23 protein-coding genes and 1 pseudogene are annotated in these 24,862 nt (G+C 70.2%); 12 read left to right on the top strand and 12 right to left on the bottom strand.

The genetic code is table 11. From position 1 onward, the window contains the following. Positions 1–118 precede the first annotated feature (118 nt). The 7 genes from E0F75_RS01310 (at position 119) to E0F75_RS01280 (ending at position 9,364) form a co-directional block, all read left to right on the top strand. Positions 119–2,083 carry a beta-ketoacyl synthase N-terminal-like domain-containing protein gene (locus E0F75_RS01310; protein ID WP_187620545.1) on the top strand — a complete coding sequence of 655 codons (1,965 nt, stop codon included), beginning with the start codon at positions 119–121 and terminating at the stop codon, positions 2,081–2,083. After that, positions 2,080–3,702 carry an amino acid adenylation domain-containing protein gene (locus E0F75_RS01305; protein WP_187620544.1) on the top strand — a complete coding sequence of 541 codons (1,623 nt, stop codon included), beginning with the start codon at positions 2,080–2,082 and terminating at the stop codon, positions 3,700–3,702. Before E0F75_RS01310 ends, E0F75_RS01305 begins: the two co-directional genes overlap by 4 nt. An 84-nt stretch (positions 3,703–3,786) precedes the next feature. Then, positions 3,787–4,971: an NAD(P)/FAD-dependent oxidoreductase gene (locus tag E0F75_RS01300; RefSeq protein WP_187620543.1), complete on the top strand. Its 1,185-nt coding sequence runs from the start codon at positions 3,787–3,789 to the stop codon at positions 4,969–4,971. A gap of 222 nt (positions 4,972–5,193) precedes the next feature. Next, positions 5,194–7,959 (top strand): nitrate- and nitrite sensing domain-containing protein, encoded by a 2,766-nt coding sequence (locus E0F75_RS01295; RefSeq protein ID WP_187620542.1) that lies wholly within the window; start codon positions 5,194–5,196, stop codon positions 7,957–7,959. A 32-nt stretch (positions 7,960–7,991) separates the two neighbouring features. Continuing rightward, on the top strand, positions 7,992–8,423 hold the full coding sequence (locus E0F75_RS01290) for a roadblock/LC7 domain-containing protein (protein WP_187620541.1): 432 nt from the start codon (positions 7,992–7,994) through the stop codon (positions 8,421–8,423). Then, complete coding sequence (locus E0F75_RS01285) at positions 8,416–8,787, top strand: DUF742 domain-containing protein (protein ID WP_187620540.1); 372 nt, start codon at positions 8,416–8,418, stop codon at positions 8,785–8,787. Before E0F75_RS01290 ends, E0F75_RS01285 begins: the two co-directional genes overlap by 8 nt. Then, the gene (locus E0F75_RS01280) at positions 8,768–9,364 is read left to right on the top strand and encodes an ATP/GTP-binding protein (RefSeq protein WP_187620539.1); all 597 of its coding nucleotides are present in this window, start codon (positions 8,768–8,770) and stop codon (positions 9,362–9,364) included. Before E0F75_RS01285 ends, E0F75_RS01280 begins: the two co-directional genes overlap by 20 nt. 307 nt (positions 9,365–9,671) lie before the next feature. Here E0F75_RS01280 and E0F75_RS01275 read toward each other — a convergent pair whose 3' ends face one another. After that, a complete protein-coding gene (locus E0F75_RS01275; protein WP_187620538.1) occupies positions 9,672–10,865 on the bottom strand; it encodes a hypothetical protein in 1,194 nt (397 codons plus the stop codon). 406 nt (positions 10,866–11,271) lie between these two features. On the opposite strand from E0F75_RS01275, the gene E0F75_RS01270 reads away from it, so the two are divergent. Then, positions 11,272–11,592 (top strand): hypothetical protein, encoded by a 321-nt coding sequence (locus E0F75_RS01270; protein WP_187620537.1) that lies wholly within the window; start codon positions 11,272–11,274, stop codon positions 11,590–11,592. A gap of 187 nt (positions 11,593–11,779) precedes the next feature. Here the strand turns inward: E0F75_RS01270 and E0F75_RS01265 are convergent, their stop codons facing one another. After that, positions 11,780–12,415 carry a TetR/AcrR family transcriptional regulator gene (locus E0F75_RS01265; RefSeq protein ID WP_187620536.1) on the bottom strand — a complete coding sequence of 212 codons (636 nt, stop codon included), beginning with the start codon at positions 12,413–12,415 and terminating at the stop codon, positions 11,780–11,782. 64 nt (positions 12,416–12,479) lie between these two features. On the opposite strand from E0F75_RS01265, the gene E0F75_RS01260 reads away from it, so the two are divergent. After that, a complete protein-coding gene (locus E0F75_RS01260) occupies positions 12,480–14,090 on the top strand; it encodes an FAD-binding oxidoreductase (protein ID WP_187620535.1) in 1,611 nt (536 codons plus the stop codon). Positions 14,091–14,484: 394 nt separating this feature from the next. Continuing rightward, positions 14,485–14,913 carry a hypothetical protein gene (locus tag E0F75_RS01255; protein WP_187620534.1) on the top strand — a complete coding sequence of 143 codons (429 nt, stop codon included), beginning with the start codon at positions 14,485–14,487 and terminating at the stop codon, positions 14,911–14,913. Between the two features lie 338 nt (positions 14,914–15,251). Here the strand turns inward: E0F75_RS01255 and E0F75_RS01250 are convergent, their stop codons facing one another. The 3 genes and pseudogenes from E0F75_RS01250 to E0F75_RS01245 all read right to left on the bottom strand — a co-directional run bounded on the left by E0F75_RS01250 (position 15,252) and on the right by E0F75_RS01245 (position 17,031). After that, the gene (locus E0F75_RS01250; RefSeq protein WP_187620533.1) at positions 15,252–16,322 is read right to left on the bottom strand and encodes a sugar ABC transporter substrate-binding protein; all 1,071 of its coding nucleotides are present in this window, start codon (positions 16,320–16,322) and stop codon (positions 15,252–15,254) included. 202 nt (positions 16,323–16,524) lie between these two features. Then, a pseudogene (locus E0F75_RS40300) lies at positions 16,525–16,753 on the bottom strand (transposase); the annotation flags it as partial. Between the two features lie 5 nt (positions 16,754–16,758). Continuing rightward, complete coding sequence (locus E0F75_RS01245) at positions 16,759–17,031, bottom strand: hypothetical protein (RefSeq protein WP_187620532.1); 273 nt, start codon at positions 17,029–17,031, stop codon at positions 16,759–16,761. Between the two features lie 247 nt (positions 17,032–17,278). On the opposite strand from E0F75_RS01245, the gene E0F75_RS01240 reads away from it, so the two are divergent. Next, positions 17,279–19,045 (top strand): MFS transporter, encoded by a 1,767-nt coding sequence (locus E0F75_RS01240; RefSeq protein ID WP_229312417.1) that lies wholly within the window; start codon positions 17,279–17,281, stop codon positions 19,043–19,045. Positions 19,046–19,077: 32 nt separating this feature from the next. On the opposite strand, the gene E0F75_RS01235 is transcribed toward E0F75_RS01240, so the two are convergent. Both E0F75_RS01235 and E0F75_RS01230 read right to left on the bottom strand, forming a co-directional pair. Further along, positions 19,078–19,248, bottom strand: coding sequence for a hypothetical protein (locus E0F75_RS01235; RefSeq protein WP_187620531.1), 171 nt, complete (start codon positions 19,246–19,248; stop codon positions 19,078–19,080). Between the two features lie 351 nt (positions 19,249–19,599). Then, positions 19,600–20,157, bottom strand: a complete 558-nt coding sequence (locus tag E0F75_RS01230) for a TetR/AcrR family transcriptional regulator (RefSeq protein ID WP_187620530.1) — start codon at positions 20,155–20,157, stop codon at positions 19,600–19,602. 104 nt (positions 20,158–20,261) lie between these two features. On the opposite strand from E0F75_RS01230, the gene E0F75_RS01225 reads away from it, so the two are divergent. Further along, positions 20,262–20,861 (top strand): DUF2867 domain-containing protein, encoded by a 600-nt coding sequence (locus E0F75_RS01225; RefSeq protein ID WP_229312471.1) that lies wholly within the window; start codon positions 20,262–20,264, stop codon positions 20,859–20,861. Between the two features lie 80 nt (positions 20,862–20,941). Here E0F75_RS01225 and E0F75_RS01220 read toward each other — a convergent pair whose 3' ends face one another. The 5 genes from E0F75_RS01220 to E0F75_RS01200 form a co-directional block, all read right to left on the bottom strand. After that, positions 20,942–21,598 carry a maleylpyruvate isomerase N-terminal domain-containing protein gene (locus E0F75_RS01220; protein WP_187620528.1) on the bottom strand — a complete coding sequence of 219 codons (657 nt, stop codon included), beginning with the start codon at positions 21,596–21,598 and terminating at the stop codon, positions 20,942–20,944. 90 nt (positions 21,599–21,688) lie between these two features. Further along, positions 21,689–22,015, bottom strand: coding sequence for a GYD domain-containing protein (locus tag E0F75_RS01215; protein ID WP_187620991.1), 327 nt, complete (start codon positions 22,013–22,015; stop codon positions 21,689–21,691). A 641-nt stretch (positions 22,016–22,656) separates the two neighbouring features. Beyond that, positions 22,657–23,130: a hypothetical protein gene (locus E0F75_RS01210; protein WP_187620527.1), complete on the bottom strand. Its 474-nt coding sequence runs from the start codon at positions 23,128–23,130 to the stop codon at positions 22,657–22,659. A gap of 145 nt (positions 23,131–23,275) precedes the next feature. Then, on the bottom strand, positions 23,276–24,112 hold the full coding sequence (locus E0F75_RS01205) for an alpha/beta fold hydrolase (protein WP_187620526.1): 837 nt from the start codon (positions 24,110–24,112) through the stop codon (positions 23,276–23,278). Then, entirely contained in the window at positions 24,109–24,702 is a 594-nt protein-coding gene (locus tag E0F75_RS01200) for a TetR/AcrR family transcriptional regulator (RefSeq protein WP_187620525.1), read from the bottom strand. Before E0F75_RS01200 ends, E0F75_RS01205 begins: the two co-directional genes overlap by 4 nt. Positions 24,703–24,862 lie beyond the last annotated feature (160 nt).

The following is a 24,862-nucleotide window of genomic DNA, read 5'->3' as shown; positions in this document are numbered from 1 at the left end:
ACTGGCCCACTCCCAGAACCGCAGGCCAACGCCTACTGTACTGCCCAGGCGCGGTCCGTTGAATTGAAGCTGCTCCGCACTGTACGTGCTGCGGTGAGGCATTGAGGGAGTTTTCTGAATGAACGGAGCGAACGCGGATGCGCGCTCAGTTGCGGTGGTCGGAATGGCCTGCCGACTTCCGGGAGCCAGAGACATCGACGAATTCTGGCAGTTGTTGTGCAATCGGACGGACGCCACCGCGGACTCCTCACCCGATCGCTACGACGCCGACTTCCTGAACTCACCGAAGGCCGAGCCCGGCACCACAGGAAGCCGCCGCGCCGGATATGTGGACGGCCTGGCGGACTTCGACGCCGAGTTCTTCGGCATGTCCAGCAGTGACGCGGCCGAACTCGATCCCCAACAACGCCTGTTGCTGATGACCGCCTGGGACGCCCTGGAGGAGGCCGGGCTGAGGCCCGATCGCCTGGCGGGAACCAGGACCGGCGTGTTCGTGGGGGCCACGCGAGCGGACTTCGTCGAGCGCGCCTTCCGTCACGGCCCGCAGGCCATGACGGCCGTGCAGTACCTCAACTTCCGTTCGGTCATTCCCGCCCAGGTGTCGTACGCCTTCGACTTCCGCGGCCCGAGCATGCTCATCGACACGGCCTGCGCCTCTTCCCTGTACGCCGTGCACAGTGCCGTGCAGAGCCTGCGCGTGAGGGAGAGCTCCCTCGCGCTCGCCGCGGGCGTGAACCTGGTGCTGCGCCCCGACGAGGGCATCATGATGGGTCACGCCGGAACGCTGTCGCCGGACGGGCGCAGCCGGTTCGGCGACGCCCGGGCAGACGGTCACGCCCCGAGCGACGGGGTCGGAGTGGTGGTCCTCAAGCGACTGGCGGACGCCATCGCCGACGGAGACCGGGTGCACGCGGTCATCGCCGGGAGCGCGGTGGGCACGGACGGCCGCACCACGGACCAACTCCTGAACCCGTCGCTCACGGGGCAACTTGACGTACTGCGGTGGGCGTACGAGGACGCGGGCGTCGACCCGAGCGAGGTCGACTACGTAGAGGCCCACGGCACCGGCAGCCCCTTGCTCGACCCGCTGGAACTGCGAGCCCTGGGAGAGGTGTTGGGGGAGGGCCGCCCGGACCACCGGCCGCTTCTCGTGGGATCGGCGAAGTCGAACATCGGCCACGCGGAGGCAGCCGGCGGCATGGCCGGCCTGATCAAGACCGTGTTGTGCCTGCGGAACGGGCGGATACCGGCCAGTCTCCACGTCGACGAGCCGACCCCTGACGTGGACTGGAAGCGGCTGCCGGTGCGGATACCGGTCGACCTTCATGATCTCCCGTCATCGGACCGCCCGGCACTCGCCGGCGTGTCGAGCCAGGGCGTGTCCGCCCTCAACGCGCATGTGGTGCTCCGCCAGGCGGACCGCCCCCTCGGCCGGCCCTCGCTGGAACCGGCCTCGGACACGCCGTACGTCCTGGCGCTCTCCGCCCGTTCCCCGGAGGCCCTGCTCGACCTCGCCGCCGCCTATGTCACCTACCTCGGGGCAGGCGGTCGGGGCGCCGCGTACGACCTGCGCGACATCTGCTACAGCGCGACCGCCCGCCGCACCCACCACGTACACCGGCTGGCGGTTGTCGGGGCCAGCCACGAGGAACTGGCGGGCGCCCTGGCCGCCGAGAGAGCACCGGGACACGGGCGCACCGGCGTCCCCGCACCCCTGGTCGCCGCCACCGAGCACTACCTGGCCGGTGAAGAGGTGCACTGGGAGGCCCTGTTCGACGAACCCGGGACGGTCGTGCCACTGCCCCGGTACCCGTGGCAGACCCGCAGATACTGGCCCGGCGAGGATCGGGCCGCCGGTGCGGAGAGCGCCGCGGACTGGTTGCTGCGCGAGCACGCCCGTACCGACTTCGACGACGCCTCGCGCCTCTCCGACATAGGGATCGACTCCCTGGCCAGACTGCAGCTCATCGTGGAACTGAGCCAGCAGACGGGACTGGAGATCGACCCGGAGGAAGTGGGACGGCTCTGCACCGTGGGGGAGTTGCGCCTCTGGACCGACTCGCTCCAGGTCGGTGCGCGATGACCGACCCGCAGCACGTGTACGGCTGGTTCGCCCGATCCGTCGAACGGTACGGCGACGAGCGTGTCGCTCTCGAAGTGGGCGGACAGTCCCTGACGTACCGCCAACTGGGCGCCCTGGCGGAGAGCCACGCCTCTCGGATCCTCGCGCGCACCGGATCCGGCCCCCGCCGCGTCGGGCTGTTGGCCGGCCGCTCCGTCAGCGCCTACGTCGGCTATCTCGCCGCACTGCGGGCCGGCGCGACCGTCGTTCCCCTCAACCCCGAGCACCCGACGTCCCGCACCGAGTCCATCGTCGACGCGGCCGGCCTCGAACTCGTGCTCACCGACACCCCGGGGGCCGCCGTCATGCTGGGCGTGACCGAGCTGCTGCTCGAGCCCACGACCGCGCCCGGCCCACCGCCGTCCTCCCCGTCGGACCTCCCCGAACCGGGCCCGGACGACATCGCCTACATCATCTTCACCTCCGGATCGACCGGCAGCCCCAAAGGCGTTCCGATACTCCACCGGAATCTCTGCGCCTATCTCACCGCGATGGCCGGCCGCTACGGGATCGGGGCGGACAGCCGGATGTCGGCGGCCTTCGACCTCACCTTCGACGGCTCCGTGCACGACCTCTTCGTCGCCTGGGCGGCGGGTGCGACGCTGGTGGTACCGAGCGCGGCCCAACTGCTCTCGCCGGTGGCGACGGTCAACAATCTGCGGCTGACCCACTGGTTCTCGGTGCCTTCGCTGATCTCCTTCGCGGAGCGGCTCGGCACGCTCAAGCCGAACAGCATGCCCACCCTCCGGTGGAGCGTCTTCGGCGGTGAGGCCCTCCCGCTCACCGCTGCCCGTGCCTGGCGGACCGCGGCACCGCGGAGCGCGATCGAGGTGCTCTACGGGCCGACCGAGCTCACCATCTCCTGCACGGCCTACCGGCTCCCGGAGGATCCCTCTGCGTGGCCCACCACGCCCAACGGCACCGCACCGATCGGGCACTGCCATCCGGGACTGGAGCACCGGATCCTGGACGAGGACGGGCTTCCCGCCGGTACCGGCGAGCTGTCGGTCCGCGGGGCGCAGCGGTTCCCGGGATACCTGGACCCGACGCACGACGAGGGCCGCTTCCACCCGCCCGCGCCGGGGGCAGGGGATGACGCGGACCACTGGGGCGACACGGGCAACCGGGTCGATGCTGACCACCGGGACGACGCGGACCACCGGGACGACGGCGACGTGGCGGACCACTCGGGCAAGGTGACCGTCGACCACTGGTACCGCACCGGAGACCGCGTCACCGTTCTGGACGGCGCTCTCGTGCACCTCGGCCGAACCGACCACCAGATCAAGGTGCGCGGTCACCGCATCGAACCGGGCGAGGTCGAGGCCGTACTGCGTGATCTGGACGGTGTGCGCGAGGCGTACGTACTCGCGGTGCCGGACGTCCACGGCTCGCCCGAACTCCACGCGGTGGTGAGCGGCGGCGCGTGCGATCCGCAGAAGCTGTTCGCGGAGCTCACCGACCGCCTCCCGCCCTACATGCGACCCCGCCGCATCTCGGTCCTCGAGAGCCTGCCCCTGAACGCCAACGGAAAGATCGACCACCGAGCGCTGCTCAAAGAGCTGTCCCTTACCCACTGACCGACACCGCGCGGGCCCGGCCTCCCGGGGGAGGGGCCGGCATCGACGTGGTTCAGCCCACCATTCCTATGAGGCAGCACCCACATGCTCGACGTCATCGTCGTCGGCGCGCGCGTCGCCGGCTCCGCCACCGCCCTCCAGCTCGCACGGGCGGGCCACCGTGTCCTGGTTCTCGACCGCGCCACGTTTCCCTCCGACACCCTCTCCACGCACCTCATCCACCAGCCGGGGGTGGCGGCTCTGGCCCGGTGGGGCCTGCTGGACGACTTGAAGGCCACCGGCTGCCCCCCTCTGGAGCGCGTGGGGTACGAGGTCGCCGGCATCCGCCTCGAGGGCTGCGGGCGAGGCGTGGACGGACAACGGGCTGCCTACGCGCCCCGCCGGCACATCCTGGACCCCCTCCTGGCCGAAGCCGCGGCCAAGGCCGGCGCCGAGATACGGCTGGGCTGCCGCGTTACGGGGCTGCTGCACGACGCCACGGGCCGGGTCGTCGGCGTGGAGGGCACACACGCCGGGAAGGCCTTCCGTGAGCACGCGCGACTGGTCATCGGCGCGGACGGCATGCGCTCCACCGTCGCCGGCCTCACCGGCGCCCCGGTCACCGTCGAGCACCCCCGACTGACGTGTGCCTACTACTCGTACTGGCAGGACGTGCCGGCCGACCTCGAACTCTACGAGGCCCCCGACCGCTGGGTCGCCGCCGTCGCAACCCACCAGGCCACCCTGGTGCTGACCTACTTCCCCCAGTCCCGCTTCGAGGAGGTCCGCGCCGACGCGGAGCACCACCACCTCCAGCAGGTACGGGCCACCGCTCCCGCCCTGTACGAAAGGCTGCAGGGAGCCACACAGGTGGAGCGCCTCCGCGGCACCGGCGACCAGCAGAACTACTTCCGGCAGGCGGCGGGGCCGGGGTGGGCCCTGGTGGGCGACGCGGGACACCACAAGGACTCCATCACCGCGCGCGGCATCAGCGATGCCTTCCTCCAGGCGGAGATGCTGGCCCAGCTCGTCGGCGGCCGGCTCGACGGTGATCCGGCCATTCTCGACGAGGCCCTCGCCCGGTACGGAAGAGACAGGGACGCCGCCCTGCTGCCCGGCTACGAGGCGACCCTGGCCGTGGGCCGTCTCGCCGAACAGCGGCCTCAGCGCCTGGCGTTGCTCCGCGCGATCCGACAGGATCCTGAACTCACCTCGATCTACTTCGACATGGTCGCCGGAACCGCCACGATCGGTGACCTCTACACACCGAAGTTGCTCGCGCTGCTGTGACCGAATTCAATCGGTGCCCGAAGTTCATCAACTCGCTTTGCCCATGAGTCTGTTGACCGGGTCTGATGGCGGTGGGCGGAGCGTACCGGTAGCACGGACTCCTGATACGGTGCGCCTTGATCACTGCCGTGGTGCTCCTGCGTCAAGGCGCCACGCCGCAGCGATCAGGACCGCTGAGCATCATCTTCACTGTCGTCAGCTCGCTGCGAGGATTCCATTCAGATGTCAGGCACTAGCGACCCGAAGGCGCGCCACCGGCTTGTCCCGCGCAGGTCTCTCCGCACGCAGCTGATCATGCCGATCGTCGCCCCCGCCATCGCCCTCACCGGCCTCTGGGGCTACACGGCCGCCGGTCTGGCCGGCGAGCAGATCCAGCTCCAGGACGACGCGGAGCGGACCGCGACGACCGGCGGCAGGACTCTGAACGTGGTGTCGGGCCTGCAGCAGGAGCGGCGCCTCACGGCCCTGTGGCAGGCGAGCCGTTCGGCCGCGGCGCGCAACGCCCTTGACCAGGCCCGCGCGAAGACCGATGCCGCGGTCGTGGAGTTCCGGGCCGCCCTGCCCGCCATGGACGGCTCGCTCGGCAGGCCGGCGGGGCGCCTCGGAACCTCCCTGGACACGCTGGCCGGCCGACGCGAGGCGATCGACGCCCGCACCATGTCCTCCGCCGACGCCTTCGGACACCTCACCGACGTCATTCAGAGCGGTACCGACCTGATAGGCGCCGCGGTACGCAGCGAGGACGGGCCGCTCTCCCAGGGAGGCGACGCCACCGCCACCCTGGTCCGACTCGTCGAGATGCTGTCGCGCGAGGACGCTCTGCTGTCCGCCGGTCTCCCTCAGGGCGGCATCTCCACCGCCGCCCACCAGCGGTTCAGCCACTCCGTGGGCGCCCAGCGGGAGATACGGGCCTCGCTGGCGGTGGACGACCTGCCGGCCGACGCGCGCGCTCGATACGCGCAGATCGCCGCCACCCCGCAGTCCTCCTCGATCGCCTCCATCGAGGACGCGGTCATCGCGGCGCCGACGACACAGCTGCCCTCCTCGGCGAAGGCCTGGAGCGACGACGCCGAGACCCTCGTCACCGACCTGCAGAAACTCACCGCCGCCTCGCTGGACGAGCTGGCCGACGCGGCCTCCGACCGCGCGACCGGCCTGCTCCTCGGTCTGATCGCCGGAACGACGCTCACGGCGGCGCTCCTCACGGCCGGCGCGGTCCTGGGGCTCAGGGCCCGCCGCTCGACCCTGGATGCGGTGGCCGAACTCCAGCGCCGTACCGAGGAGATGGCCCGCCAGTGGCCTCAGGCGCTGGCCCAGTCCGAGCGCGGGGAACCGCTCGCCCCCTTCCCCCAGACGCCGCCGCTCCTGGCCGCCGGGGAACTCCAGCTCCTCGGATCCGCGATCGAGGGACTCCGCCACACGGCCATCAGCACCATACTCAGCCAGTCCCGGGGGCACGCGGGCGCCGAGAAGGTACTCGGCCAGCTGACGCGACGCACCCAGACCCTGATCCACCGTCTCATCGCGCTCCTGGACGACCTGGAGCGCAAGCACGGCGACTCCGATCTCCTCAAAGACATCTTCAAGGTGGACCACCTCGCCACTCGTGTGCGCCGGCACGCCGAGAACCTGGTGATCCTCGGCGACACGCCCCCCAGCCGCCGGATGACCGAGCCGGTGACCATCACCGACGTGATGCGCAGCGCCGTCGCCGAGACCGAGCACTACACCCGCGTCAAGGTCGAGAACCTCCCGGCGACGAAGCGGATAGCGCTGGCCGGCCGGGCCGTCGCCGACGTCACCCACCTGCTCGCCGAACTCGTGGAGAACGCCACCAACTTCTCCCCGCCCTACACCCAGGTCGTCGTCAGCGCGCTGCATGTCGCCGAAGGCGTGGCTCTGCACGTCGAGGACCACGGCCTCGGCATCCCGCCGGACCAGCTCGTCCATGCCAACCACGTCCTGGCCCATCCGCAGAAGCCCGACATGGCGGCCCTCGGCGCGGACCCGCGCCTCGGCCACTTCGTGGTCGCCCGCCTGGCCCAGCGCCACCAGATCCGGGTCGAACTGCGCCCCTCGGTCTACGGCGGCACCCTCGCCATCGTGTTCCTGCCGGTCCACATGCTCGAGGAACTCGACTCCCCGGTCATGGACCAGCTCAGGGCCGCCGCCCAGGTCTCCGTCAACGCGATCAACGCCGGGACGATCCCGCAGCCCGGGGTCGCTCCCTCCTTCGGGTCCGCGACCTCCGCCCTTCCCCAGCCGACGCCGCGCACACAGCCGTTGGACGGGCCGCCCGGCCTCGTCGGGGTGCCCGGGGGCCGCGACGAGCACGACCTCGTCGCGGACGCCCGGGGCATCGGCGAAGCCCCCGCCGCGCCTCCGCGGGAGACGCACAGCCGAGTCCCGGACTACAGCGGATTCCCCACGTACGGAGGCGCCGGACTCGTCTCGCCGGACCGTCCGGACAGCACCGAGTCCCTCGATGCGCATCAGCGGCCGGTGAGCCCCGAGCCTCCCCGGGCGGCCCCCCTTCCCCGCCAGGCGCCCACCGGCCGTCCCATGGCCGACGCACCCGTCCCGTCGACGCCCACCGGCCGTCCCGTGGCCGACACCTCCTTCCCGGCGATGCCCACCGGCCGTCCCGTGGCCGACACCTCCCTCCCGGCGATGCCCACCGGCCGTCCCACGGCCGACACCTCCCTCCCGGCGATGCCCACCGTCTCCGAGAGCCCGTACGGAACGCCGGGCGGCGACAGGCCGAACCTCGGGCAACCCACCACACTGCCCCAGCGCACCCGTGGGTCCAGCCTTGCCGTACAGCTGCGCCGTGAGGCGGCGGAGGCCGGCAGCCGTCTCGACAACGAGGGCGGAGGCCCGCCCTCGCCCGAAGCGTCGGCCCGCATCATCGCCGCCATCCGACGCGGGATGGACCAGGCCACCGGAACCCACGCCGCACCACGTCACGACGGTGGACGGGCGAACTGACCATGGGACCCAACGAACTCCGAAGGAATGCAATGACTGAAGTGGCCACCAGCAGGCAGCTGGACTGGGTCCTGGACGATCTCGTGGGCCGTATACCGGAGATCCGTTGCGCCATCGTGCTGTCAGGAGACGGTCTCCTGATCGGGAAGTCGCATGATCTGGGCCGGGACGACGCCGAGCGCCTTTCGGCCCTGGCTTCCGGCATGCACAGCCTCGCCCGGGGTACGGCGCAGTACTTCCGCGGCGGCGCGGTCCAGCAGACCGTCATTCAGATGGAGCACGCGTTCCTGTTCATCACCGCTGCCGGTCAGGGGGCGCGTCTGGCGGCCCTCGCCTCGCAGGAGGTGGACGCGGGCATGATGGCCTATGAGATGGGAACGATGGTCAAGCAGGTCGGAGCGTATCTGAGTGCCGCGCCGCGCATTCCAGGCCACCACACCGTCGCACACAGCCAGGATGCCTGAGCCGCGCGCGCTCGACGGGGCGATTGCCGGACGTCACCTCCGGCCCTACACCATCACCGGTGGTCGTACCCGACACAACCACTATCACTTCACGCTGATCACTCTGGTGGTCACGCGGTCGCCCGACGTCGACCATCCCCACCTGACGCCGGAGGCGGCACAGATCCTGGAGCTGTGCCGCCACAGGGCCATAGCGATCGCGGAGATCGCCGCCCATCTGGATCTCCCCGTAAGCGTCGTCAAAGTCCTCTGCGGTGATCTCCTCGGAGACGAGAAGATCATCGTGCAGGCGCCACCCTCACAGTCCGACAGACCGAGCGTGGAACTCATCGAAAGGGTTATCGATGGCATCCGCCAGCTCTGAACAGATCCTCCTCCCCACGGCCGTGAAAATTCTTGTCGCGGGTGGATTCGGTGTCGGCAAGACAACGATGGTGGGGTCGGTGAGTGAGATCGCGCCGTTGGAGACGGAGGAACGACTCACTCAGGCCGGCCAGAACATCGACAGTCTCGACGGCGTGGAAGGCAAGACGTCCACCACGGTCGCCATGGACTTCGGCCGCATCACCATCAGCCCGGAACTGGTGCTGTACCTCTTCGGCACACCGGGCCAGGAACGCTTCTGGTTCATGTGGGACGAGATCGCCCACGGCACCCTGGGCGCGCTCGTCCTCGCGGACACCCGCCGCCTGGAAGCCTCCTTCGGCTCGATCGACTTCTTCGAGGAGCGCGGCATCCCCTTCGCGGTCGGGGTGAACTGCTTCAACGGAGAACGGGCCTGGACCACGGATGAGGTACGCTCCGCCCTCGACCTCGACCCCGCCGTTCCGGTGGTCCTGTGCGACGTCCGCACACGCGAGTCCAGCAAGGAAGTCCTCCTCGCCGTCCTGGAAGCCGCCCACCGCAAGGCCTCCCCGCAGTTCTCGACGACGGCGCCGTGACGGACCGGCAGGGCACGCGACGGTTGCATCACTTCGCGAGTCCTGGCCTTACGGACGTACCGGCAGCGCGCGTCATTCGAGTCTGGGCCGCTCCACCCCGTGGCTCGCGATCCGGGTCACCTCGCACAGAGTTTCCCTGCATGCCTCGCCGAGGATGCCCAGAGGACTCCGGCCTTCTTCGGCGTGTACCACCAGCAGGTTCCCGGTCTGCTGGTGGTCCACGTCCCGCGCGCCGCTGACCGGCGGAAACGACCACGATTGTCGATGAGGTTCGTTCCGGCCGATTCTGTCCGCTCTCCCGTACCCCTTACCGGCCGTGCGGACGCTGCTGGACCTCCGTATCCGGCGCTTGGGGGTTCGGGCCCCGGAAGCGGCCGAGTGTCTTCGTGAGGGTCTTCCATGGTGAGGGGTCGTCCTTGGCCGTCGCCGGTGATGCCGTCCGAGCGGCGCCGTCGCCGCTGTTCGCCTCGGCGAGGGCGTCGAGCGCCGACTCGGCGGCCTCCCGGTACAGGTCACAGGACGCCGTCATGGCTTCGAGGGCCTTGGCGTACCTGGTGACCATGGCCCGTGCGTGGGCCAGTTCCTCGTCGGGGGTGAGCAGGTGCCAGCCTTGGCGCAGCCGGGTCAGGACCTGTTCGGCATCGGCCGGCATCGGCTGGGGCAGTGAGGCGAACTCCTTGATCTTGTCCAGGAGTCTGGTGGGTTCTGTGCCGTCCAGGAAGACATTGGGTACCGTGAAGCGCTCCGCGTCGTAAGGGGAGGCCTGCGGTGTCGGGGGCAGGATGACGGCGCCGCCGCGCGGTATCCCCACACCCAGCTCACGCTTCATCACGAAGTCGGCGATCAGCGCCTGCTCCGGCGTGGCGCGGTGTTCGACCACCCGGTGCCGCAGGCTCGGCGGCAGGAACGCCGTGATCGGCCGGCGTCCCAGGGTGTCCGGTGTCATCGCCTCGTGCACCACGACATGGATGAACCAGCTCTGCCGGGTGCAGGCCCGCAGCAGGCGGCGCAACTCGTCGTCGTCCTTCGGCAGACGGTTCGCCGACCGCAGGCGCACGTCCGGCACCGTCTCGTGGTCCCAGGCGACCTGGTCGCTGTCGGGCCAGAACACGGTGGCCGGTGAGGGCCAGCTCGCCTCCCACGCCCGCTCGGCCTCGGCGGCGAGGACCCAGGTGACACCCTCGCCCTTCATGCGGCGGGACTCGGGCTCGTACGTGGTCAGCTGCGCGCGCACCGTGACGCCGTCGGCCACGCGCCAGCGGGCTTCGAAGAGGCGGCGCGCGGACGGGCCGGGGTCGGCGGACTCGTCCCGGGGGTACAGGTCGGTGGAACGCGCAGCCTCGACGGGGTCGAGGTCCAGGAAGTCGTCGATCACCCGGGCCGCCTTGAGGGCGAGCAGGTTGCGCCGGACGTCCCGCTCGGGCTCGGGCCCGACGTGACGCCCACGCCCGAGCCAGGCGGTGTCGGGGACGGTGGTCGATGATGTGCTGTTCTTGGCCATGGAACCGTTCGGTGGGCGATCAGGACCCGACCAGTATGGTTCTGCGGTCCGGGCGAGGGAAGCGGTACCCCGTCCGCACCGTCATGGATCGAACGCCGGATCGACGGGGAAGCCGATCGATCCACGGTCAGCGCGGGCCGGAGCTGGGGACGGAGCTCCCGCCACGGTGAGCGGGGCGGTGGGCCGCCCGGTGCAGCCGTCCTCGTCCAACGTCCGGGCAGCGGGCGGCTGTTGGCGGTGGTCGTGGGTCCCGGCGGCCGGCAGGGGGAATGAGGGCCGTGCAAAGGGGTCGGGCCAGGTCACGGTGTCGTCGGCGGCAGGAAGCCGCCTTGCTCGGGCAACCCACCGGAACGCCTCGACGTCCCACTCCATGACGGACGGCCGCCGATCACACGGGAGAGAACACGTGGCGAAGAAGGACCGGACGACGGACGCGGCGGGAGAGAAGGACCGCGAGAAGTGGATGGCGCGTTTCCAGGTACGGCTCGCCATGCAACCGGGCGTGGACCGGGCGGTCGTGCTCCGGGCGGTCAAGGAGGTCACGACGCACTGCGCGGAGACGGGTGAGCACCCGCGGGCCGCCTTCGGCGACCCGGACGCCTACGCCGTGCGGACCGCCGAACGGTTGGTTCCGGAGGACCGGGCGGCGCGCGCGCGGCGGCGCGACGGCGGGGTGGCCGCGCTCGACTCCGTGCTCCAGCGGGCCAGGGACGTCACCGGCATGTGACCGGTGAAGAGAGCCGCACGGCGCGGACCGGCCCTTCCACGCCGCGCGCGAAGGTGTGGCCTCCCGGTCGCCCGGCCTTCCCGCCTCCCGATCGCCCGGCCTTCCTGCCGCCCGGCCTCCCGGTCGCCCGGTCTTCCCGCCGTCCGGCCTCCCGGTCCTCCGGCCTTCCCGCCGTCCGGTCCTCCGGTCAGCCCGGGGGCGCGGGGTCGACCGCGAGGGCGGCGGCGACGGTGAAGAGGCGGGCGCAGCGCCGGGTCATGGCCTCCGGTGTCTCCTCGGGGTGCTTGACCCACCAGCGGACGAGGGTGCTGACCAGGTCCGTCCAGACGTGGCGGAGCGCGTCGGCGTCCATGGGGTCGGTGGATCCGGCGGCGCGCAGCAGCTCGGTGGTGCCGTCGGCGGCGAGCGCGTCGATGGCCGCCCAATAGACCGCCGCCGTCCGGGCGGCCTCACCGCCGGGCGGCAGGGAGCGGTCGTAGAGGACGAACCACGCCTCCCGGCGTCCCTCCAGCGCGACGAAGATGCCGCGGAGCACCCGCAGGGGGGTGTGGGGGGTCGCCCCCGCCTCGCCCATGGCCGTGCGGATCGTGTCGAGCAGGCTGTCCCCGACGGGCGTCAGGCAGGCGACGTACAGGTCTTCCTTGGTGCCGAAGTACTGGTGCAGCAGCGTCTTGGTGACCCCGACGCGTTCCGCGACGACGGCCAGGGAGGCGGCGGTGTAACCGCGGCTTCCGAACTCCTCCGTGGCGGCTTCCAGCATCTGCTGCCGACGCACGTGCCGGGGGACGCCCTTGGTGCCGGCCTTCGAACGGGGGGTTGCCATGCGTGGATATTATCAGTAAGTAATTTACCTCTTGGTAAATTCACTCGCGGCACCTGGAGCGCCCATGTCCGGCACGACGACGCAGTCGATCCCGCCCGCCCCCCTCCGGTCCTGGTGGGGCTGGGGATGGGAGAGCGCCCACCCCGACGACGCCGAATGCGCGGCGATGGGCGCCCTGCTACCCGGAACCCTGGCCCGACCGCTCCCCGTACCCCGTATCGCCGATCTGGGCATCGGGGCACCCGCCGTCCAGCCCTCCGCGAGCCTGGCGCGGCTGATCAGCACCGATCCGGCCGACCGCGCGGCCCACGCGATGGGCAAGGCGTACCGGGATATCGCGCGCGCCCTGCGCGGCCGTCCGGGCCGGATCCCCGACCTGGTCGCGTTCCCGACGGAGGAGCGGGAGGTGGCCGACCTCCTGGACTGGGCCGGCGAACACCGGGTCGCCGTCGTGCCCTTCGGCGGCGGGTCCTCGGTGGTGGGCGGGGTCGAGTACCGGGGCGACCGCCATCGCGCGGTGCTCTCCCTCGACCTGACCAGGATGGACCGGGTGCTGGAGGTCGACTCCGAGGGCAGGGCCGCCCGCATCCAGGCGGGGACGCTCGGACCGAGCCTGGAGAACCAGCTGCGTCCGCACGGCCTGACGCTCCGGCACTTCCCGCAGAGCTTCGAGTTCTCCACCCTCGGCGGCTGGCTCGCGACCCGGGCCGGCGGCCACTACGCCACAGGCCGCACGCACATCGACGACTTCGTCCAGTCGCTGCGGGTGGTCACCCCGGCCGGCACCGCGGAGTCATGGCGGCTGCCCGCCTCGGGCGCGGGTCCCTCGCCGGACCGGATGTTCCTCGGCTCGGAGGGCGCGCTCGGCGTCATCACCGAGGCGTGGGTACGGCTCCAGGCCCGCCCGGTCCACAAGGCGTCCGCCTCGCTCGCCTTCGACGACTTCGGCGCCGCGCTCGGCGCGGTCCGCGCTCTCGCGCAGTCCGACCTCGCCCCCGCCAACTGCCGGCTGCTCGACTCCGGCGAGGCCGCGCTGGCCGGTGCCGCGCGAGACGGCTCGGCCGTCCTCGTCCTGGGCTTCGAGTCCGCCGACGCCCCGGTCGACGTCCGCCTCGCACAGGCCGTCGACCTGGCCCGCTCCCACGGGGGCCGTCGCGAGTCGTCCGAGGCAGGCACGGACGGTGCTCCCGCCGACGAGGCGGTGAACGCGTGGCGGTCGGCGTTCCTGCGGATGCCCTACCTCCGGGACGGCCTGGCGCGGATGGGCGCCGTCGCGGAGACCTTCGAGACGGCAGCCACCTGGGATCGTGTCCCCGCCCTCGTCGAGGACGTCCGCAGGACGGTCAACGAGGCGGCGCTCAAGATCTCGGGCCACCCGGCCACCGTCAACTGCCGTCTCACGCACGTCTATCCGGACGGTGCGGCGCCCTACTTCACCGTGCTCGCCGCGGGCCGCCCGGGGGACGAGGTCGCCATCTGGGACGAACTGAAGGCGGTGGCGGGCGAGGTGCTCCACCGCCACCGGGCCACCATCACCCACCACCACGCCGTCGGCCGCGACCACCGGCCGGGCTACGACCGCCAGCGGCCGGAGCCCTTCGCCCTCGCCCTGCGCGCCGCCAAGGGAGCCCTCGACCCGCACGGCATCCTCAACCCGGGGGTGCTGGTGGACTGAGGCGGCCTCGCCCCACCCGGAGCGGCGGGGTGCGGCCCGGCCGGTGGCCGGCTGGACCTGGTACAAGCCCCGGTACGTGCCGGTCACCGTGTTCCTGGAGACGGCCCGGTCGTCTTCGACGACCGCTCCTCGACGGCGACGTGGATGCCGGGGAAGGCCCGCGGGAGGATCTCCCCACACCTTCCTGAGGGCGCCTCGACCCCGGCCGCGTCCGGCGGGGCCGCGTCCGCCGGGCCGCCGGAGTCGTCACCCGGCCGTCAGGGACCACCGGCGGCCTCCTTCGGCAGCGGGGAGCGCGATGAGCGGCGTCGACCGGTGGCGACCGGAGGGCGGACGCCGCCAGGGGGCCTCCACTGCCGCCACGGCAAGGCACCGGCGGCCGGATGGAGGGACAATGGCTTCGATGATGACCGTGCTGATAGCAGGCCTGCCCGAGGGCGCCGAGTTGGAATCGGTGCGCGCCCGCGTTCATTCCAGCCCGCACTTCCGCGTCGTCGCCCACGCCTTCGAGCCCCGGATCGCCCTGGCCCAGGCCCGTGTGCTGCTGCCCGACATCGCGGTGATCACCCGCCATCTGCCCCACCCCGAGGCCGACCTCGCCCGCTACCGTCTCCTTCGGGATCTGCGTGCCCTGGATCCGCCCACCGGGATCGTCCTCCGCAGGGATGCCGGGGAGCCGGACAGGCCGCTGGGCCCGGGCGCCGAACCCCTGGACGGAGCGATCCACGAGGTTCGCCGCGGAGAGGCCGACGCCCTCTGGGAGGCCCTGGTCACGATCGGGCGGCGCCGCGCCACCTGCGACACCGACCCGACGGGGCTCTGACCCCGAGCGGCTCGCCTCTCGTCCCGGCCGAGCCGCGACGAGAGGCGGAAACCGATCGCCGCCGGGGGCGGAAGCGCACTGAGCGCGCGCCCCGGGCACGTCCTGGTGCGTGGCCCGGGAAGCCCACGGCTCGTGCCCGCACCTCCGCGCGGGCACGCGGGCTACGCCGGCGCGGGACGAGCAGAGGAAGCGGGGCCATCACTCACACACCTCCGCCAGATAGCGCCTTCACCTCTTGTACATGGAGCCGGGCCGGGGCCGGCCTCATGGAGTGAGGCGGGAGGCGGAGCGCCGCGGGGTGGCGGAGACGTCGGTGGGAGCGGACGGCCCACCGGAGGTTACTTGAGGCCCAACTTGGTGCACTTGGCGTCGAGTTCGGTGGAGCAGATGTCAGCGGCCGTGTAGATGCCCTCCTCGATGACCGTGGCCTTGATGTTCGTCTTGTCGACGACCACCGGGTCGAGGAGGATCGACGGGACGCCGTCGGTCTCGCTCTTGGCACGGAGCGGCACGTCCATCAGGAGATCGACCGCGAGCTCGGCGGCCTTGGGAGCGAGCTCGAGCGGGCTCTTGTAGATGGTGAAGGTCTGGGTGCCGGCGATGATGCGCTGGATGCCTGCGATCTCGGCGTCCTGGCCGCCGACCGGGATGCTCTTGATGCCTGCGTTCTCGAGGGCGGTGATGATGCCGCCGGCCATGCCGTCGTTGGCCGAGTAGACCGCGTCGATCTTGTCCTTGCCGACCGAGGAGATCGCGGCGGACATCTTCTCGCCGGCGACCTTCGGGTCCCACTCGCCGGAGGCCTCGTAGGCGATCTTGCCGACCTTGCCGTCGAGGGCGGCGTGGGCGCCCTGCTTGAACAGCGCGGCGTTCGTGTCCTTCTCGTCACCGTTGATCATCACGACGTTGGCGGAGGAGGCCTTGGGGCCGAGGGCGGCGAGGAGCGCCTCGCCCTGGAGCTCGCCGACCTTGTTGTTGTCGTGGCTGACGTAGGCGTCCGCGCCCTCGATCAGACGGTCGTACGCGAGGACCTTGACGCCCTTGCCCTGCGCCTCCTTGACCCAGCCGGCGGCCTTCGTCGCGTCGACCGGGTCGAGCGCGATGACCCTCACGCCGGCGGCGATCAGCTGGTCGAACTGCTGCTTCTGCTTGACCACGTCCGAGACGGCGTTGTTGTACACGATCTCGCACGTGAGACAGGCACCCTTGACGGCCTGTTCGAACTGGGGTCTGTCCAGCGCCTCGTACCGCGCGGTCTTGTTCTCCGGAAGGAGCAGGCCGATCTTGGTCGAGCTGCCCTTGCCACCGCTGTCGCCGCCGGCGCTGTCGGCCTGGCCACAGGCGGCGAGCGAGAGGGCCATCGACGCCGAGGCCGTGGCGATGACGGCGCGACGCGTCACTGTGTTCATTGGGGTTGCCTCCCTGACGAGGCCGCGACGTTGCGGCCGAGGTGGCAAGAAGTCAACTCGGCCGTCACATTGTCGTCAAGAAGTAAACGTTTAACGAGATCGCAACGGTGTCTACCGTTATGTAGGCGAATGAAAGGTGGGATGCGAGCGCTGCGGCGCGCGCTGTCACCACCAAGCCCGAGGCCCGCAAGGCCCCGTGGGCAGGGCGCCTGCGCCGGAAGTCGTGGTGGGCGCGTACGAGGGTGAGTCGGTCCGGCGGAACGGGCCTTTGCCATGGTCGACGCCGGTCGGCCGCCCGTGGGGGACCAGTCGCAGTGGGGTGGAGGTGGCGAGAATCAGCCACGTCCAGCGGTCGGCTGCCGTGGGGTGCGCATCTTTGACCAGCTCCGGCAGAGCGCCTGATGGAGCAGGCGGAAGGTGTGCTCGATGTCGATCGTCAGGACGCGAGCTGTTCGCGGAGCCGCTCCGCCACCGAGGCGGCCTCCTCCGGTGAAGCGTCCAGCACCCCGCTCTCCGACATGAGCGCGTGGAACTGCTGCTCGCCGTAGGGCACGCCAGGCGGCAGACCCGCGACATGCCAGTGGACGTGGGAGTTTCCGCCCTGGGCGCCCAGTGACAGGAGGTAGACGCGCTCCGGCGCGAATACCTTCTCCCGTGCGCGTTCTTCGTAGGCGTTCAGGTCCATGGGCCGTCGGTCGGTCTGCGTCATGCGTGTCTCCTCGGGCTCGGGGAAGGCGGCAGCCTAGTTGAGCCTGGACGCGCTGGTTGGAACGGTGAAGCTCGACGGCAGTCCGAGCCGCTGGTCGTCGGCCGGCGAGACATGGGGCCCCATCATCGCTGAACTGCCGCGGGCAGGAGCTGCGGTTTGGCGTGGGCACCGAGCTGGGGGCGCGGGACGCGCTGCGACAGCTCGGCGGAGGGCATGAAATCCGCTCAGCTGCAAGCCTCCGGAAGTCATGAAATTCATCAACTCGCAAATCCGCCAGAGGGCACAGAATTGTTCAGCCCGCAAATCCGGCAGAGGGCATGTAGTCCCTTCACTCGCAATAGTATTCGCAAGAAATTCTGAGCTTGACGGCGTCGTGGAGTTTACTTATTGTCCAGTCGTTCAGGTTCCCGCCGAGCGATATCCGAAGGTGTTCATGACCGTGCCTCCAACGTTGCCGAAGTCCAGGCAGCGGTTGATTCTTGCCGTTCTTATGTCGTGTTCGCTGCTGATTTGGCTAGAAAATACCGTCCTGAGTACTGCGCTGGAGACCCTTGCAGACCCGGTCCGTGGCCTGGGGGCCGATCCCGGGCAGCTGCAATGGGCGACCGGCTCGTACACTCTGGCCTTCGCCACATTGATGTTCACTGCAGGCGCACTGGGTGATCGGTTCGGTCACCGGACTGTGTTCTCCGGTGGGTTGGTGATCTTCGCCGGGTCCTCGCTGTGGGCGGCGTGCGCAAGCGATGTGGGCCAGCTGATCGCAGCTCGAGCTGCGATGGGGGTGGGCAGCGCGTTGATCACGCCCGCCATGATGGCCATCCTTGTATGGACCTTCACCGGCCCCGCGCGGGCTGCCGCGATCGGCGTCTTCTCGACGTCGGCCGGTGTCGGAATGGCTGCCGGCCCGGTGTTGGCAGGGTTCCTGCTCGATCATTTCTGGTGGGGATCGGTCTTTCTGATCAATATCCCGGTCGCGGTATTGACGTTGGTAGGGCTCGCCGTGCTGGTCCCGAATTTCCGCAGCCCCACTGTGCGGCCGCTGGACCCCGCTGGAATGCTGCTGTCGATCAGCGGGCTCGTGGCGTTGGCCTACGGGCTGATCCGGGCGGGGCAGGTGGCCGTGTGGAGTCGTATGGACGTCTGGGTGCCGATCGTTGTCGGTCTGGTTCTGCTGGCCGTTTTCGTACTGGTCGAACTGCGTGTCAAGGTGCCCAGCTTTGATCCGCGACTGCTCGCGCAACGCACATTCGGCGGCGGCAATGCGGCGCTCGGATTGCTGCTCTTCGGTGTGGCCGCCATCACCTTCTACAATGCGTTCTACCTTCAAGGCGCGCTCGGATTCTCCCCGATGAAGGCGGGTCTGGCCAATGTTCCGACCGCATTCGGCGCGCTCGCGGGGGCGCCCCTCGCCACGCGCCTGGTTCGCCGTCTGTCGCTACGTCTTGTGACCGTGCCGGCGCTGACCGCGGCTGCGCTGACCATGGGCGGGTACGGGTTCCTCGGGCTCCAGACTCCACTCGTCTGGATCGAGATCCTGTTGCTGATACAGGGTCTCTCGGTAGGCATGGTGATCGGCCCCGTTACGGCCGCGTTGGTCGGCAACCTGCCGCTGGAACAGGCCGGTGCGGGATCGGCCGTCACCAACACCGTGCGACAAACCGGCAGTGTGATCGGAATCGCGGTAGGCGGCACGATCATGTCGATCATGTATCGACGTGCGATCGAACCTTCACTGGAGGGTGCACCCGGTCCGGTGCAGGATCAGGCGCGAGTCTCCGCCGAACAGGCCCGCCATCTCGCCACCGCTATCGACCGGCCCGCTCTTGCGCAGGCGGCTGATGACGCATTTATCCACGCCATGCATGTCGGCGCGGGCTGGATCGCGGTCGTCGCACTCCTCGGAGCAGCTGTACTGCTCATGACGTTGCCTGCTGTCCAAAAGAAGAAGGGTCCGATACCGGAGCCGCACTACGAAGACCGGTTCGGGAGATTGGCAGGTCAGGCCGAACAATAGGAGCCGCTCTACGGGGCACGAGAGGGGCGCGGTTAGCGACTGAGATGTTCAGCAAGGTCCAAGAACAGCGACACGCCGAAGATGGCGACAGCTACGCTCCCGAGTACCAGCAGGGTCACGACCAGCGCGATTGCCATCGTGATCCGCGTGCGTCTCACAGCCGACCTGTAGGCGCTGTCGTCGTCCCAGTCCTGATCATGCATGGCGGCCTCCTCGGAAGGCACCGTACAAGAGGCATGCGGAGTTGCTTCGGGCGGGCCGGACCTCCGCCTGCGCCAACAACGACCTGAGCGCCGTCAAGAGTGCTTCCTGCGCCTTCCAGGCGACGTACTCAGGTGCGAACGCGGTACCCAGGCAGTTCACCTTGAACGGTGCGAGCTGCTCCCGAGATCCTCGGTGAGTCCTTCGAGTGCGCGCGGGGCGAAGGCGGCTCGCACTTCCGGGGGCGCCGTGGCCAGTGCGGATTCCGGGGCGAGGTCGTCGTCGGCCTCTGCCGCCGCCGGCTCTGGCTCCGGCTCCGGCTCCGGCTCCGGAGATCATTCTGAGGTGATCAGTCAGCCCAACAACCGATTCCTGACCGTGGCGAGGACTTCCGTGCGGCTGCGCGGGCCGTTGTCGGCTGCGATGAGGTGGTCGCCGATGCGCAGCGAGAAGGTGATCAGGCAGCGGGCCTCGACGTCGCCCTCGTCGGGGCAGAAGGCTCCGTAGAGCTGGCGCAGATAGTCCATGCGCCGGTTGTCGGCCCGGCGGAGGCGGCGCGCGACGCCTTCGTCACGCCGGGCCCAGTCGCGGATCGCGAGTTCGACCCCGGCGCTGGTCACGGGAGTTTTGCTCGACCCCACGAAGTCGAAGAGGCGCCCGAGTCGCTCGCGGGCGTCGCCCCCATCGCGTTCGGTCCGCTCGATGACATCCTCGGTGACCCCGTGCTCCCAGGTGTCGAGCATTTCCTCCAGCAGGCTGGCACGGTTGCGGAAGTAGCCGTAAAAACCGCCCTTGCTGACGCCGAGCGTCTGGGCGAGGACCTCGACCCGGACGGCTTCAGGGCCACCGGCGGCAAGCGCACGCAGCCCTTGCTCGATCCACTTGTCCCGCGGTGTGCGGATCGCGCCCATCCGTGTCTCCCCTCACATGTCCCGGCCAAGTATACGGAGCCGTATGGATGGGTCTATGCTCGATCTATACGCCACCGTATAGACAGGGGTTTGCCGTGAGCGATCTGCGCCTTCCCGCAACCGACCACACGTCCCGCCCATGGCGGATCCACGAGATCGCCGGCGACTTCCGGCTCGAGGACCTGTGGGCACTGCCGACGCCGGGCGGCCCGGACGACTTGCACCTCCTGGTCCAGCAGATAGCGGACGGCAAGGACGGTCCGGACGGTGGCAACCCCGTGGGCCGATTCCTCTTCTCGGTGCGCTGGAAGCTCGGCGCGCTGCTCGGATGGGACAAGCCGGACTCGGGCGTCGGCGGCCGGGTGGCGACGCTGCGGGACCGGCTGCCGGACGACCTGCGTGAGGGACCGCAGGGGCCCGACCTCAACACGGCGCCCTTCACATCGGTCTTCCAGACACACGACGAGTGGGCCGCCGAGTACGCCAACAAGACAATGCACGGCGTGATGCACATCGGCTGGGTATCCGACGGGAACGGTGGTTACCGCGGCCAGATGGCCGTCCTGGTGAAGCCCAACGGCCGCCTCGGCTCGCTGTACATGCTCGGCATCAAACCCTTCCGGTACCTGGGGGTTTATCCGGCTCTGATGCGATCGATCGGCCGGGAGTGGCGAGAGAACACGGCGCGCCGAACGGCGCGCTGACGCGTTCCCTCCCTGGGGGCGAGTCCGGCGTGGACGGCGAGGTGGCTACCGAACCCCCTCTGCGGCGGGGACGCCTGAGCCTATGCCCGGGGTGTGCCGTCCCAGCGCCATGTGGTGAGACGGAGGTGTCCGGGCAGTTCGCCGCGTCCGGTGGCCCACAAAAGGGTGGGCCAAGGATCGGTGGACGACGATGCGTCCGGAAACAACCGAGCGAGCACACGAGAGCACAGGTCGGCAGGCGGGCTCCATGCCAGACCGAGCCCTTGTGCCAGGTCATGCGTGTGCACCAGGGTCTCCACGATCCCCATCGCGGCGAAACCCTCGGGATCCGAGACGCCGAAGACGTGGTGAGCGCGGGTCTGCGGCGCCGTCGTGCGCACCATGGCGACCAGCAGCGCACCGCTCGCTTCCAGGACCTGCAGCAGGCCGACCGGCCCCGCCTTGCGGTTCGCGTGAAGGGTGTTCGCCGGGCCGCCAGGACGTCGGCTCTCGTATACGAACGGCACCTCGCCGTCCAAGGGCGGTGTTCTGGGGCCCAGTTGCGCAGCGTAGGCGAAGAGGTCGTCGCTGAGGTGCTCCACGGTTTCCCAGCAGTCCCAGTCCAGCGAACCGGCCTTGTCGTCCCACGCGGCTGGGGGCGCCTCGCGCAGGGCTGCCACGGCGAGTTGCACGGCAAGGTCCAGGTCGTCCGCGGTGACGGGGGGCGGGGGGAGCGAAATCTCGTCTGATCGGGACATGGCAGGACCGTATCGTGGCGGGAGTGAGGCACCTCCCGTTCTGATCACCACCCGCGCGGGCCCGCCCAGTACGACGGTGTCCCTGGACCGCTATGCGCCCGGCGCCCGGTACTGGATTCGTTCGGCCGTGCGCAGGGCATCGATGGTTTCATCGACGGTCAGGAGAACTGTCGTCTCGAACGAGCTGAGCGCGCCGCCTCCACTGATCGCCAGCGCAACCGCGGCCATGGACACGTTGTCGGGGGCCTCCCACAGGTTGTAGCCGTCGTGCGTGCCGAAGGCGTACCAGAAGCCGTGGAGCTTCCCGCCGACGGACTCGATGTACGCCTGAGCGGCCTTTGCGCGGTCCTCGGGGTGGACGGTCAGCCTCGCCCAAGTCTCCGGCGTGTAGCTGAACCTCGATAGGTAGAGCGGCATCATGTCTCCCTTTCGTTCCACCAAGGGATGCCCGGCGGGGAGGGAAACGCCCCGGATACGACCCGTGTGTCCCCTGAACGGCTGGGGAGGCCGAAGTTCCGGTCAGTGGTCGCAGGCGATCAATGACCTGGTCAGCGCTGTTCCCGTGGCTCGGTGGTGCCAGATGGCCGCGGCCAAGGTCAGGATGCGTTGCCCGACGCGGGCCGGGAATCCGGACCGAATCGGAGCGCGTACCTGCGTGAAGTGCGGCGCAGGCGCCGCCGCGGTACGCGCGATCCCGACGCCCGACGCCCGACGCCCGACGCCCGACGCCCGACGCCCGACGGCTGTGGCCGGTCGCAGTGGCCCGTGCTCGCGGTGGCCGTCCGGCCCGGTCTGGTGGCCCTGGTGGCGCTGCTCTTCACCCGGCGGGAGGTACGGGTCGCCGAGCAGGGCCGGCTCACCGCCCGGTTCGACGATGCGATCACCCATCTCGGTTCCCCGTCGCTGGACGTGCGCTTCGGTGGGATCTACGCGCTCAAGCGCATCGTGAGGGACTCATCGCGCGACCTACCCAGGATGTTCTCGTCCCGTCCGCGACCTGTTCGGGAACTGCCCGTTCCACGGGCGTCTGCGGTGCAGGGTGCGCTGGTCGCAGGCGGTCAGAGCTTCAGCAGGCGGGGCCGCCATGTCCACCCGGCGGCGAGGACCGTTTCTCGCAGGACGTTCCTCATGTCCCGGGTGTCGAGTGTCTTGACCCTGCGGCGGCGGCCGTCGGGGCCTCGCTCGTATGTCCATTCCACCGAGAACCCGGCCCCGCGGCCGTACTCACGCGACGCCGACAGCCGGCCCCTGGTGCTCGACCGCTGTTCCTGGAGGGCCCGCACCTCGCGCCGGTGAGGGTCCAGCCGCATGCGGATGCTCAGACGCAGGTCCACGTCCTCGCCGAAGGAGCGGTGCTGGATCCGCCAGTCCGCCATCAGGTCGGCCTTCTCCGAAGGGCCGGCGAGGCGCACCCGGTAGGGCGCCTCCGGACCGCTCACCGCGAGGATGGCGTCACGGACCGCGGCCGCGGTGAGCGGTGTCACGCCGCCTGCCGGGCGCCTGGTGCCGTTCAGTCGTTCGAAGATCCTCATCGGGTCAGCCTACGGCGGTCGGCCCAGGGACAGGGGAGTCCCCCTACGGGCTGGGCCGCTCACGCGGCGGGTTCACCACCAAGCTGCACCTGGCGGTCGGGAGGGATCAGGAGCCCATCTCGACTGCAGCCTTCTGCCAAGCGCCTTACGGGCGGAAGGCCCTCCGAAGGATCTCGCCGAACTCGGCGGGATGCGTGGTCATGCCGGTGTGCCCGCCGGGGAGGTGCAGGAGTTCCGTGCCGAGACGCTCGGCCAGGAAGGCACCCGGACGGTAGGGCAGCTCGCCGCGTGAGTCCTGGCCGCAGGCGAGCACGAGCCGGTCCGACAGGGCTTCCAGCCGGTGGGTGTCCGGGGTGTAGGACATGAAGCTGGGCACGATGCGCCCGATGAAGTACGGCAGGTTGGCCATCGTCCGCTCGGCCCGTGCCGCTGCTTGCGGTGGAAGCTTGATCTCGGCCTTCGGCTCGGTGGTGGCGCCGTCCTTCTTCATACCCGCGGCGAACATCGCCATCGCCGGCATGAGTCCCTGTATGCGGAAGGTCTCCTGCACGCGCGCGATGAGTGCGCGATGTTCGGAGGCGTCGGGCAGGACCTCCACGACCGGCGGCTCGTGTGCCACGACGCGTTCGACGCGTTCGGGATGGGCGGCGAGCAGGTGCAGGGCGGCGATCGCGCCCGAGCTGGCGCCGAACACGAGGGCGGGCTCACCGGGCGACAACAGTTCCAGTATCCGGAGCGCGTCGTCGGCGTGTTCGGCCACGGCCTGCTCGGCTTCGGGGTCGTTCAGCGTGCTTCGGGACATGCCGCGGGGGTCGTAGGTCGCGACGGTGAAGTCGGCGGCCAGGTCGTCGGCGATGCCGTCGAAGGAGGCCGCGCCGCCCGCCCCTCCGGGGATCAGCAGCAGGAGCGGGCCCTGGCCGCGTACTTCGTAGTGCAGGGTCGCGCCGTTCACGCGCAAGGTGCCGATGGTCGGGTCGGTCATGCGGAGTCTCCTTCTCGGGCCGGGGGCCAGTGCTCCAGGAGGGTGTGCAGGGCGTCGAGGGCACGGACCCAGGACTGCTCGGGCGAACGCTCGTGTGCGAAGCCGCCCGCGGCCTCCAAGGCGACGAACCCGTGGAACGTGCTGCGCAGCAACCGGACAGCGTCGGTCAGATCGGGCTCGGCCAGTCCGTAGCCGCGCAGGATGCCGTAGGTCAGCTCGACGGCGCGCCGCGGTCCGGGCGCCTTCGCGGCCAGCTCAGGGTCGATCTTGATCGGGGTCTGCGTCGCCGTGTAGCGCCCCGGACGCTCGTGGGCGTACGCGCGCCATGCGTTGGCGAACGCGACCAGGGCGTCCTTGCCCGCCCGTCCGGCGGTCGCCTCCGCGATACGGATGGTCTTCTCGTCCGCCGCCAGCAGCGCGATCCGTCCGCGCAGATCCTCCAGACTGCGGACGTGTGTGTAGAGGCTCGCATCCTTCACGCCCAGCCGCCGCGCCACCTGCGACATGGTCACCTGCTCGAGCCCGACCTCGTCCGCCAACTCGGCGCCCGCGATCGTCACCCGCTCCGCCGTCAGCCCTGCCCGTGCCATGTACCCACCCTTCCTTGATCCTAGGACACCTAGATATAACCTAGAGATCCTAGGAACGGCAAGCGGGAGGCCTGTTCACGTAGATACGCCGATACGCGGACGCGGACGACTCACGGCGCTCGGCCGCCGCAGGATGCTTCTACCGGCTTCCCACTCACCG

Origin of the sequence: Streptomyces sp. CB02980 (assembly GCF_014451325.2) — a bacterium.
GTDB lineage: Bacteria > Actinomycetota > Actinomycetes > Streptomycetales > Streptomycetaceae > Streptomyces.
Note: the sequence above shows the minus strand (reverse complement) of the source record. Positions and strands in the feature narration are given on the sequence as shown.

Coding starts and splice junctions, on each gene's coding strand:
- E0F75_RS01310 (WP_187620545.1), top strand. CDS start 119: ATGAACGGAGCGAACGCGGATGCGCGCTCAGTTGCGGTGGTCGGAATG.
- E0F75_RS01305 (WP_187620544.1), top strand. CDS start 2,080: ATGACCGACCCGCAGCACGTGTACGGCTGGTTCGCCCGATCCGTCGAA.
- E0F75_RS01300 (WP_187620543.1), top strand. CDS start 3,787: ATGCTCGACGTCATCGTCGTCGGCGCGCGCGTCGCCGGCTCCGCCACC.
- E0F75_RS01295 (WP_187620542.1), top strand. CDS start 5,194: ATGTCAGGCACTAGCGACCCGAAGGCGCGCCACCGGCTTGTCCCGCGC.
- E0F75_RS01290 (WP_187620541.1), top strand. CDS start 7,992: ATGACTGAAGTGGCCACCAGCAGGCAGCTGGACTGGGTCCTGGACGAT.
- E0F75_RS01285 (WP_187620540.1), top strand. CDS start 8,416: ATGCCTGAGCCGCGCGCGCTCGACGGGGCGATTGCCGGACGTCACCTC.
- E0F75_RS01280 (WP_187620539.1), top strand. CDS start 8,768: ATGGCATCCGCCAGCTCTGAACAGATCCTCCTCCCCACGGCCGTGAAA.
- E0F75_RS01275 (WP_187620538.1), bottom strand. CDS start 10,865: ATGGCCAAGAACAGCACATCATCGACCACCGTCCCCGACACCGCCTGG.
- E0F75_RS01265 (WP_187620536.1), bottom strand. CDS start 12,415: ATGGCAACCCCCCGTTCGAAGGCCGGCACCAAGGGCGTCCCCCGGCAC.
- E0F75_RS01260 (WP_187620535.1), top strand. CDS start 12,480: ATGTCCGGCACGACGACGCAGTCGATCCCGCCCGCCCCCCTCCGGTCC.
- E0F75_RS01255 (WP_187620534.1), top strand. CDS start 14,485: ATGGCTTCGATGATGACCGTGCTGATAGCAGGCCTGCCCGAGGGCGCC.
- E0F75_RS01250 (WP_187620533.1), bottom strand. CDS start 16,322: ATGAACACAGTGACGCGTCGCGCCGTCATCGCCACGGCCTCGGCGTCG.
- E0F75_RS01245 (WP_187620532.1), bottom strand. CDS start 17,031: ATGACGCAGACCGACCGACGGCCCATGGACCTGAACGCCTACGAAGAA.
- E0F75_RS01240 (WP_229312417.1), top strand. CDS start 17,279: ATGAAATTCATCAACTCGCAAATCCGCCAGAGGGCACAGAATTGTTCA.
- E0F75_RS01235 (WP_187620531.1), bottom strand. CDS start 19,248: ATGCATGATCAGGACTGGGACGACGACAGCGCCTACAGGTCGGCTGTG.
- E0F75_RS01230 (WP_187620530.1), bottom strand. CDS start 20,157: ATGGGCGCGATCCGCACACCGCGGGACAAGTGGATCGAGCAAGGGCTG.
- E0F75_RS01220 (WP_187620528.1), bottom strand. CDS start 21,598: ATGTCCCGATCAGACGAGATTTCGCTCCCCCCGCCCCCCGTCACCGCG.
- E0F75_RS01215 (WP_187620991.1), bottom strand. CDS start 22,015: ATGCCGCTCTACCTATCGAGGTTCAGCTACACGCCGGAGACTTGGGCG.
- E0F75_RS01210 (WP_187620527.1), bottom strand. CDS start 23,130: ATGAGGATCTTCGAACGACTGAACGGCACCAGGCGCCCGGCAGGCGGC.
- E0F75_RS01205 (WP_187620526.1), bottom strand. CDS start 24,112: ATGACCGACCCGACCATCGGCACCTTGCGCGTGAACGGCGCGACCCTG.
- E0F75_RS01200 (WP_187620525.1), bottom strand. CDS start 24,702: ATGGCACGGGCAGGGCTGACGGCGGAGCGGGTGACGATCGCGGGCGCC.